Source organism: Spirochaetota bacterium (assembly GCA_040756435.1).
GTDB lineage: Bacteria > Spirochaetota > UBA4802 > UBA4802 > UB4802 > UBA4802.
Window position 1 is genome coordinate 1 of the sequence record JBFLZD010000082.1, and the last position, 10,470, is coordinate 10,470.

9 protein-coding genes are annotated in these 10,470 nt (G+C 35.6%); 5 read left to right on the forward strand and 4 right to left on the reverse strand.

The features are described from left to right. The first annotated feature begins 508 nt into the window (after positions 1 to 508). The 5 genes from AB1444_15410 to AB1444_15430 all read left to right on the forward strand — a co-directional run bounded on the left by AB1444_15410 (position 509) and on the right by AB1444_15430 (position 6,284). Positions 509 to 1,606 (forward strand): hypothetical protein, encoded by a 1,098-nt coding sequence (locus AB1444_15410; protein MEW6528043.1) that lies wholly within the window; start codon positions 509 to 511, stop codon positions 1,604 to 1,606. A gap of 440 nt (positions 1,607 to 2,046) precedes the next feature. Then, positions 2,047 to 3,144, forward strand: coding sequence for a hypothetical protein (locus AB1444_15415; protein MEW6528044.1), 1,098 nt, complete (start codon positions 2,047 to 2,049; stop codon positions 3,142 to 3,144). A gap of 831 nt (positions 3,145 to 3,975) precedes the next feature. Continuing rightward, positions 3,976 to 5,157, forward strand: a complete 1,182-nt coding sequence (locus tag AB1444_15420; GenBank protein MEW6528045.1) for an ATP-binding protein — start codon at positions 3,976 to 3,978, stop codon at positions 5,155 to 5,157. Positions 5,158 to 5,238: 81 nt separating this feature from the next. Further along, positions 5,239 to 5,658 carry a thioesterase family protein gene (locus AB1444_15425; GenBank protein ID MEW6528046.1) on the forward strand — a complete coding sequence of 140 codons (420 nt, stop codon included), beginning with the start codon at positions 5,239 to 5,241 and terminating at the stop codon, positions 5,656 to 5,658. 77 nt (positions 5,659 to 5,735) lie between these two features. Then, entirely contained in the window at positions 5,736 to 6,284 is a 549-nt protein-coding gene (locus AB1444_15430; GenBank protein ID MEW6528047.1) for a PilZ domain-containing protein, read from the forward strand. Here the strand turns inward: AB1444_15430 and AB1444_15435 are convergent, their stop codons facing one another. From AB1444_15435 to AB1444_15450, 4 genes are all read right to left on the reverse strand, one after another. Beyond that, entirely contained in the window at positions 6,285 to 6,725 is a 441-nt protein-coding gene (locus AB1444_15435) for a hypothetical protein (GenBank protein MEW6528048.1), read from the reverse strand. A 19-nt stretch (positions 6,726 to 6,744) separates the two neighbouring features. Beyond that, entirely contained in the window at positions 6,745 to 7,233 is a 489-nt protein-coding gene (locus AB1444_15440) for a hypothetical protein (protein MEW6528049.1), read from the reverse strand. 81 nt (positions 7,234 to 7,314) lie between these two features. Continuing rightward, positions 7,315 to 9,696: a tetratricopeptide repeat protein gene (locus tag AB1444_15445; protein ID MEW6528050.1), complete on the reverse strand. Its 2,382-nt coding sequence runs from the start codon at positions 9,694 to 9,696 to the stop codon at positions 7,315 to 7,317. A 27-nt stretch (positions 9,697 to 9,723) separates the two neighbouring features. Then, positions 9,724 to 10,470 (reverse strand): tetratricopeptide repeat protein (locus AB1444_15450; protein MEW6528051.1); only part of this gene is annotated, 747 nt, incomplete at its 5' end.

The following is a 10,470-nucleotide window of genomic DNA, read 5'->3' on the forward strand; positions in this document are numbered from 1 at the left end:
GTCAGATCGGTTAGTGTAATGCGATAGGTATACTCAATGACATGGGAAGTAGCGTGATTGCAAGTTTAAATACCATCGTCATTGCGAGCGCAGCGACGCAATCTAAGGTAGTAAACGACGAGATTGCTTCGTCACTTTGTTCCTCGCAATGACAGAGTGCTGTCACCGCGAGGGGCGTAAGCCCCGTGGCGGTCTCTTGTTCCCATAGTGTCATTGCGAGCGTAGCGAAGCAATCCCAGGTAGTAAACGACGAGATTGCTTCGGCACGGCGTGTCTGGCAATGACTGGTTTATCTTTATGTCATTGCGAGCGTAATGCTTGCACTGAGTACTTCGACGAGCTCAGCAACCACTTGTCGAAGTGAAGCAATCCAAGGTAGTAAACGACAAGATTGCTTCGTCACTTCGTTCCTCGCAATGACAGACTGCAGCCCACAGGAATGTAAAAGCCTGCTAATGAATGTAAGAGTATATGTGGGCAATATACAATACATTAACGGAGGCTTGGTATGGTAAAGAGTAAATTAGTAAGTTATTTTGTTTTAGTAATGTGCGTGCTGCTTGGTATTGAACTAATGGTATCTTTAGCATTTGCAGAATCTATATTTTTAAAGGATGGTAGCATCATTGAAGGAGATATAGTTAAAGAAACTGATAAGGCAATGGATGTAAAGCTACCTGATGGTAAGAAGATGACCATACAGCGCAAGGATATATTGAGGACACTGGTAAGTACCAGTTATAAGACAAAGATGTATATTATGAAGAATGATAAAACGGTAGTACCGGTGTATATAGTGGAGGAAGACAATGAGCGATATGTATGCCGAAAGGAGCTGCAATCAGCAGAGGAGTTTGTGGTATTGAAGGAAGATGTGATGTTTGTCTCAAAGGTAGCGCCAGAAAGTATAATTGATGAAAAAGCAAAAGAGATAGCAAAAGGGAAGAAAGAATACACCAGAGAACAGAATATACTATGGAGGGCACCAGTACTTCGCTTAGGCTATTCAAATATCAGCGGATATACTGATAATGAACTAAGCGACGCATTTGGGGAAGGCAAGACTTTTGATATTATTTTAGATTTTTATCCATGGCACTTTAGAGATAAAAAGGGCAAAGGATTTGATATTATGACTCGATTAAATTTTTATATTAATGAAAAAATAGGTTTAGATCCATCAGACCCTACGACGCAAACTTATGCAAAATTATTTAATGTATCTTCTTTTTCGGGGGAATACGAATATCATATGGGTTTCTTAATAGCAAACCTTGGATTGCAATATTCATATAATTTTTATTACGGAATTGGTATTGAACCATATGTATTTGGACTATTTCAATATGTAATTGTTGGCGAAAATCAACTTGAGGATGCGGGAAATAGTGGTTGGGATATGGATGTAGTCATAACCCCTTCTAAATATGGGTACAAATTAGGTGGAGGAGTCAATATTGCTTTCGCATCATATTTTGGTGTATTCGTTGAAGGTGTGTATGGATATATACCCATGAAGTTCAATGATGGAAAAACACGAAATATAGATGGATATCATATTTACTACGGAGTAACCTGGCGGACATCGTATGGCTTAATTGAGTAAACAATGCAATGTGTTTGCAATGACTTTTACTATCGTCATTGAAAACGAAGTGAAGCAATCTCAATGATGCAGAAGATGAGATTGCCACGCGCCTGTGGCGCTCGCAACTATGGGATTGCTTCGTCACTTCGTTCCTCGCAATGACCGACTGCTGTTAAGTCATTGCGAGCGCAGCGAAGCAATCCCAGGTAATAAACGACGAGATTGCTTCGGTACGGTGTGCCTGGCAATTACTGGTTTATCTTTATGTCATTGCGAATGAAGTGCTTACACTGAGCCTGTCGAAGTGAAGCAATCTCATTCTGTGCAAAGTGAAGTTTTACAATGTAGTGTTTATTTAAGTTATTTCATTGCATACAAAAGCCCACAAAAAGGTACATGCCTGACGATTAATATGGGAGTACACGTGGACAATATACAATACATTATAGGAGCTTGTTATGCTACAGAGTAAATTGGTACATTATCTTGGTATAGTAATTTGCGTGCTGCTTGGCATTGGACTGATGGTATCTTTTACATTTGCAGAATCCATATTTTTAAAGGATGGCAGCATCATTGAAGGGGATATAGTTAAGGAAACAGATAAGGCAATGGATGTAAAGCTACCTGAGGGTAAGAAGATAACCATACAGCGCAAGGATATATTGAGGACACTGGTAAGTACCAGTTATAAGACAAAGATGTATATTATGAAGAATGATAAAACGGTACTATCGGTGTATATAGTGGAAGAGGACAATGAGAGTTATACTTACAGGACAGAATTACTATCTGCGGAAGAGTATAAGATAAATAAAGACGATGTATTATTTGTTTCCAAGATACCACCAAAAGATTTTATAGATGAGGAAGTACAGAAGAAGGCAGCCGAATTAGGGATAAAAAAGCAGTATACACGGGAGCAAAACTTAAAATGGCGTGCACCATTTATACGTTTTGGCTATTCAAATTTAGGTATCTATATAAATTCTGATATAAAAGATGCATATTCAGAAGGCCGAAATTTGAATGCAATTGTTGATATATTCCCATGGAGATTCAGAAATGAAGGTGGCAATGGATTTGATGCTATGATGAGGGTACGATTTGTGGGTAGTTATGATGAAATTGATCCCTCTGATCAAAGAACCCAGGCAATGTTAAAACTATATCAGATAACTATCGAAGAAAAATACGAATCTAAACTCAATTTAGGTCAGATTTGTGGTGGAGCCCGTTATGCATATACCATGTATTATGGCATTTTAATTCAGCCATATGTGTATGGATTATTACAACTCTATTTATTCCATGAAGAAATAAAAATTGAATCGCTTAATTCTGATTTAATAAATGAAAATGTATCAGCTTCAAAATTGGGTTACCAGGTTGGGGCAGGAGTTGATTTTGGAATAACGTCGTATGTTGGTTTATTTATTGAAGGAATGTATAGCTATATTGGCGCAAAATTCAAAGATGGCAAAACAAGAAATGTTGATGGATACTACATTTACTATGGAGTAACCTGGCGCACATCGTATGGCTTAATTGAGTAAAGCATCTGACATATATTCATTGCATTTTAGAAAATGTTTGACCTGGGAATAGGGGAAGTACATGCTATAATAGACAAACAACCACTAATACAATGTTTGTACGTAATGATAGAAGAGGTGTTTAAAGAATTTTTAAAGGAGTAAACGGGTACTATTGGGAAATGTTATAAAAGCTAAAGAACATCTGTCAATGAACAAAGTTTGTGAATGTAATCAATAATATTACAAATTTATGAAAAAACTTAATAGAACAATTATTACGACAAAAACTTTAAAAGAAGTTGAAAATGAGTATGTTGAAGATACTCCAGAAGAACGTATAAATATGGTGTGGGAAATGACATGTGATTTATAGGTATTTATGAGAGATTCAAATTTTGAACGAAGATTACAAAGAAATGTTACAACTGTTATCAGAAGAAGGGGTTAAATGTATAGTTGTTTGAGCATATGCTCTTGCTGCACATGGATGTCCCCGTGCAACAGGTGATATTGGTATATGGATTGAGTCTGAACTTAGTAATGCAAAAAAAGTTATATAGACTTTAAAACGTTTTGGATGTCCCCTTTTTACTCTAACTGTTGACGATCTATTGACAAAAGGTACTATTTTCCAAATTGGAGTTGCGCCAAGGAGAATTGATATTGTCACAGCAATTGATGGAGTTGCGTTTAATGAAGCATGGGGCGATTGCATTAACCTTATTTAAACTTCGTATTATCCGAAATAGTATTTAGTATTTTCTTTAACAAACTTTTTAAATAAACATAACCTGAATAAACATAATATTATAGATTATTAAAGGACAAATAAAATGGATAAATAAACGCATGTGGATTGAACGAGAAATATCAAAAACATTAAAAGCATTTGCTCAAAAAAGACCAGCAATTTTAGTTACTGGTTGCAGACAATCAGGAAAAACCAGTTTGATTAAACATGAATATCCTGAATTGCCCTATGTAACCCTTGATGTTCCATTATATGCTGAGGAAGCCACTATAGCGGGAGATGTTTTCCTGAAAAAATTTAAAAGACCTCTAATCATAGATGAAATTCAATATGCACCACAGTTACTGCGTCATATAAAAGTTGAAATTGATAATAACAGAAAAAACTACGGACAATTTTTTATAATAGGATCTCAAAAATTTCCACTCATGGAAGGTGTTTCCGAAAGCTTAGCAGGGCGAGTTGGTATTATTACATTGCATACACTCTCTCTTAAAGAAATTCAAAATTGGGAAGGAGCTTACAATCGTGAGCTTTTAATACATTATATGCTCTTAGGTGGGTATCCAGAAATTTATGCTTCTGGTTTACAACTTTTTGAATTTTTTGATGATTATATAGTAACGTATATTGAACGTGATGTGCGCCAGATGATTAATGTTAAAAATACTCACTATTTCAATACATTTATACGTTTACTGGCACTTAGATCAGGTCAGTTGATGTCATTACAATCGCTTGCTTCGGAGGTTGGGGTAAGTGGACATACAATTAAAAGCTGGTTATCCATTCTTGAAATTTCAAATATCATTTATGTCCTTTTACCATATTATGAAAATTTAGGGAAGCGGTTGATTAAAACTCCTAAAATATATTTTCTTGATACCGGGCTTTTGTTATATTTACTTGGTATCAGGTCACAAAAGGAGTTGCTGGATAGCCCTTTGTTAGGGAATATTTTTGAAACAGTATGCTTGGGCCAGATAATACGATATTATACCAATCAAGGTATTAATCCACATATATATTTTTTTAGAGATGCTTATGGTCATGAAATTGATTTCGTTATCCCTTCGGGAGGAAAACTTACTCTTATTGAGTGTAAATGGTTATTCCCATTAGATAAACGAAAAGAAATTATTTCTAAGATTAAAAATATCATCCCACACGAAAAAATAAAAAAAATTGTAGTTCTGAGTTCACAAAATGAAGAAGCTGCATTGGAAGATAGGCTTTTCCTTTATGGGTGTCATGATCCTGATAGATTTTTAAGTGATTGATAAAAAACTAATTGCCAAAATAATTCCTGTATGTAAATGTAACGATAAGCACATGTTGTGGATTCCATAAGCAGGTTTTGCATGTCTACTGTTGAATTAAAAATTAAAGGATATCATTTAGACCTTTTTGGCCGTGTGAGCAATCAACGCTTCTTAGACTTTTTGGAGGATGCGCGGTGGAGCTATTTAGATACTATTGGCCTTAACTATGATGAATTTGCCAAACGTGGTGTATTTCTTGCAGTGGTCAATATTAATGTCAATTTTCGTGCACCTTCGTTTCTTGGTGATGTGCTGATCATTGAAACAATGGTTGATAGGATTGGCAATCGCAGTATAACAGTTAAACAAAAGCTGTACAATAAAAAAACCGAACAAATAATTCTGGATGCTGAAGTTGTATATGTTATAGTGGACCTGGCAACAGGTAAATCCATACCAATAGATAATGAAATGCGGCAACTGTGGCTGGAACTATCGAACAAAAAAAATACGCATTAAAAAAATTTGATTGCTATGAACATCACTATACTGTATTATATTACAGAAGGTGAGTATCCATTATGGAAGAGGGCATAATGAGAAAATATATCCGCTATGATAAGCTGTCCGCAGAGATTAAAGATGCAATATATAAATATTGGGAAGCAGCAAAACAAAAAAAACCTGATATTGCATTAGATGATGCCATGGAGGACTGGTTTTTACATCAGTTTGATACTTTCATGATTGCAAAATATCACACTCAGGGCGATAACCTGCGAAAGCATTTTCGCTTAGATGTTGAAATACCAATACGGGTGGTGGAGCTTCTTATTGAATCTTCAAAAGATGAAGCTGAAGCACTGGAGCTAATAGGCACAATAGTCAATATCAGCAAGGGTGGACTTTATTTTATATCGGATATTCCGCTTGAACTTTCTTCAATCATTCGTGTAGTTATTGATTTCAGAGCGGTGGATAATGAGCTTACTGATATTGAAGCGTTGGCAATGGTTGTGCGCCATGACAAGCGCGAAGATAATAGATACGGGATTGGCGTTATGTTCAGCAGTATTTATGATAACGGCAAGCGCAATCTTAATATATTTATATTAAAGAATCTTTCGTACTACCTTTATTCCTGATTATTTCCCCAGTGAGTCAATCTCTGATTTTAGCCCGCTTTTTGTAATATCAAAGTAATAGCAATATCGCGTGGAACATGTTGAATCTCTTTTTTTTAAGGTGCCATATCCCATGATGGTTGTCATAAGGTAATTATGCATTTTTGAGTCAAATATGTTATTTTGGGAAATAATATAATTTTTTAAAGAAACAAACGCTCGTTCCTGTCCTTTTTGCTGTACTGATAGCTCATCATAGTGCCCTTCAGCAGGAATTATCACGATAACCCTGAACGTGTTGTTGTCAATAAATCCTTCCTTCTCATACTCAAAAAGAAGGGTATTCTTTTCTTCAGGTGGGATATTGGTAACTGATTTTTTTGAGGTACATGAGGATATATACCATATCATAGGCAGATACAAAAGCAGACTATACAATAATAATCGTACATAAGAAATCATATTTACCCCAATATCCTTTTTAATTGCACCGCATGGTTGCCAGTTTTTGCTGAAGCCCGTTTTCATATATCCGTACAACAGCAGTTTTACTGAAATCGTCATTAAAATAGGTAACTACAATGACTTTATTATCAATATACTGTTTTAATTGTTGTAGTAGGCATTGTTGCAAACTATTGGTAACCGATATACTCTGTAATTGTGCGGTAGCCTTAATAAGGGTATCATAACATTGCTTTTCAAGTGATTTCATTAAATTAATATGTGCACTTTCTCTGGATGCAACCAATCCTTCAATGCCAGGATCAGGTTTTGCGGTGATGATACACTGGTAACAGTTGTCATTAATAAAACCCTGGGTAGTAATATCATTACTTAATGATTTAATGTATGATTGATCATGCGTGCACGATAGAAGGATTATAAAAAGCAAGAAAGCAATAATTGTAACAGTGTTACGAACATCAATAGAAGGTGGTTGTGCTTTGGAAAATATACATTTAAGCATTGGTTTACCATTAAAGTGGAATCATCAATATAATATACAAAAAATAGAACAAATCGTTATATGTCAAATAAAAATTTATAATTAGTGCTTCTTCAACATAGTTATAATATCCCGTATCTGGTCGGCTTTAGGGTGGTTGGGCTTCATTGATAAAAGCTTTTCAAAATGATAGATAGCCTTTTCATTATTCTTTAACTTGCGATAATAGATCATACCTAACTCTTCGTGTGCATCAGATAGTGAACTGTTTATCTGCAGTGAACGTTCAAACTCTTTCACAGCCTGTTCAAAGACACCCTTTTCCTTATAGGCAACACCTAAAAAGAAGTGTGCCTGATCATTCATTGGTGAAAGGTCAATAGCAGTTTTATATTCTTCAATAGCTTCATCATTCATGTTAGCTGCTAAATACGCATTGGCTAAGTTATAATGAGCCTCAAATGATTTTGGGTCATTTATTGTGGCTTGCTTAAATTGTTCTATTGCTTTGTCATGCAATTTGTTCTTTTTATACAGGTTACCTAAGTTAATGTAGGCTTTGGTATAATTTGGATTTTTACTGATAGCTAATGAATAGTACTCAATTGCCTTATTATCATCACCCAGTCCCTCATAAGCTTTCCCTAATTCATACAGCGTTGGTGGATCATCATTCTTAATTGATAATGCTTTAGTATAAAAAGAGATAGCCTGTGAGTAGTTTTGCTTTGTGGCTGCAATAAGACCTAAATTGAAAAGTGCCTGGAAGTATTCAGGGTCAGCTTCAAGTGTTTTATTGTAGAATGTTTCAGCGTTTGAATATGATTTCATTTCATGATAGGTTTCTGCAATTTTAAACAGTGTATCGGGATTATTAGGCCTCAGTTCCCTATCTTTAGTAAAATAATCAAGTGCCACTTTATAATTTTTTTGCTTAAGATAAATATCGCCTAAATTAAAATAGGCCCTGTCTAAATTTGGATCCTGTTCTATAGATTGCTTCAGGTCTTTTATGGCTGCCTGCAGATTATTCATTTTATACTGTGCAAGGCCTCGTGCATAGTATGCTTTTGCAAATACTGGTTTTTCTTCTATTGCTTTTGTAAACTCATTAACTGCCGGGCTGTACTTTCCTTCAGAATAATAGATAAGCCCTAAATGGTAGTGGGAGTCAGCATTTTTGGGGTTAGCAATAATTGCATTCTGGAATGACTTTTTGGCTTCATCATCCATCTGGTTATGATAATAGATGCGTCCCATCCAGTAATGTGAATGGTCGTCGGTTTTATCAAGTTGGGTTGCTTTGGCGTATGCCTTCAGTGCTTCATCGTATTTTTTTTCTGCACGATATTTATCGCCAAGCTCACGCCATTTGAGTGCCGAATCATTAACAGGATTTACCGGTGTTGTCTGAGGTGTGTGCTCTGATAAATCTTTTGAATCCTTATCCCTCATTGCTTGTTGTGTTGTAGGTTCAATTTTTTCTTTTGTTGCAATGGCAAGTTGTTGTGTATCAGGCCCACCAACAGTAGAAGGTTTTTGTAATTTTCCAAGGGCATTTACGTATTTGTTTTTTAAAATTTCATCAGTGCTATTATAGCTTAAAGCCTGTTTATAATAATCAGCTGCTTTACCCCAGTTGCCCTGTGAAGCATAGATGTCGCCTAAGTGCTCAGCAGATAGTGCATCGCCAGGATCTTTTGACAGCGCAGTGGAATATGCACCAACTGCTTCAGGTATTTTATTCTGGGCAAGATAAGCATCGCCCAATGCACGGTAATATTTACCCGTGCTCGGTGACAGTGTGATTGCCTTCTGGTATTGAGGAATAGCTTTAGCATACTGCTTTTTATGCATGTAAAGATTACCTAAATTGTAGTATCCTTCAGGATCAGAAGGGTTTACTTTAATACCTTTTTTCAGAATATCTTCTGCACCTTTATAGTCACCTTTTTTCATTCGCTGTTTTGCTATATTCCAGTAGCTTTCCTGATACTGGGGAGCAACGGCAATAGCGCTTTTATATTCTTTAAGGGCTTTATCTAACTTTTCCTGCGTATCATATACATTCCCCAATTTATTATAGGCTTGTGGATATTTAGGAAAATACTTTTTGGCAAGTTCCAGTGTTTTAATGGCATTTTCATAATCGCCTTTAAGTGCGTATGCATGCCCTAATTCGTTTAATGCATTGTAATTGTCGGGTTGCAGTGCTAATGCTTTTTTATAATATTCAATTGCTTTATCCAGGTTACCGGTTTCTTTATAAAGATTTCCTAATTTTATAAGCGTATCCACATCATTGGGGTTTGTTTCTAAAATCTTTTCATACAATTCAATTTGCTTAAGGCGTATATCAATAATATCCTTGAGAGCATCCTTTGGGCGGGAAAGAAAATAAAATCCGCCAAATAGCAGTAAAAGGATTAATGCAACAACACCTGCAATTTTCAGATTGCGATAACGGTCATAATAGTATGCCATATAGTACCTCGGGTAATGTAAATTAATTTATAATTCATCGTCACGGTAAATTTCTTCAAGCTTGTTCTTTGTCTTCTTTGTTTCGTGTCCAGCCTTTTTATCCTGCGCTTCACGCTGCACATCGTCAAGTATTATCCCGCCTAAATGCAATGCTTCTTCAATGGATACATCGCTTCCTGGTGGTGGTAATACAAATTTTGGATCTTTCAATAATTCAATGACTCTTTTTATTTTTTCATATTGAGGATCTTCAGGAGCTATCGCCAAAAATTTTTCCCATGACTCAATGGTTTTTTCTTTATCTCTGAGTAGCATTAAATACGTCAGGCCAATATGGTAGTAAGCAAATTTAAGCTGTGGATTAAGGCTAAATGCTTTTTTAAAATATGCAAGTGCTTCTTCCGGCTGCTTTTTATAGTAATATACCTGTCCTATTCTGAATGCATCTTCGGCGCTCTTTGGATTCAATTCCATAGCTTTCATATACAGCTGCAATGCACCATCATAGCGTTTTTTATATAAAAAAATATCACCTAAGTATGAATAGGCCAAAGCATTTTCAGGATTGTTTTTCAACTCTTCTTGAAATAAAAGTTCGGCTATCTCAAATTTTTGTTGATAGAAATATTTAACACCCTTTTTGAAAGGCGTATCCTCATCCTTTGTTGCAGCAAAGGAAAAAGTAGTGGCGATAGTAACTGATAAAAGGCTTATCACACACAAAAAAACTATTTTCTTCATCAGCCAAAATTCCTTAAAAAATCTCATAATGAA

What these genes read in the sequence shown, in the direction of transcription:
- AB1444_15420 (MEW6528045.1), top strand. Translation starts at nt 3,976, where the DNA reads ATGTGGATTGAACGAGAAATATCAAAAACATTAAAAGCATTTGCTCAA.
- AB1444_15415 (MEW6528044.1), top strand. Translation starts at nt 2,047, where the DNA reads ATGCTACAGAGTAAATTGGTACATTATCTTGGTATAGTAATTTGCGTG.
- AB1444_15435 (MEW6528048.1), bottom strand. Translation starts at nt 6,725, where the DNA reads ATGATTTCTTATGTACGATTATTATTGTATAGTCTGCTTTTGTATCTG.
- AB1444_15440 (MEW6528049.1), bottom strand. Translation starts at nt 7,233, where the DNA reads ATGCTTAAATGTATATTTTCCAAAGCACAACCACCTTCTATTGATGTT.
- AB1444_15445 (MEW6528050.1), bottom strand. Translation starts at nt 9,696, where the DNA reads ATGGCATACTATTATGACCGTTATCGCAATCTGAAAATTGCAGGTGTT.
- AB1444_15425 (MEW6528046.1), top strand. Translation starts at nt 5,239, where the DNA reads ATGTCTACTGTTGAATTAAAAATTAAAGGATATCATTTAGACCTTTTT.
- AB1444_15430 (MEW6528047.1), top strand. Translation starts at nt 5,736, where the DNA reads ATGAGAAAATATATCCGCTATGATAAGCTGTCCGCAGAGATTAAAGAT.
- AB1444_15410 (MEW6528043.1), top strand. Translation starts at nt 509, where the DNA reads ATGGTAAAGAGTAAATTAGTAAGTTATTTTGTTTTAGTAATGTGCGTG.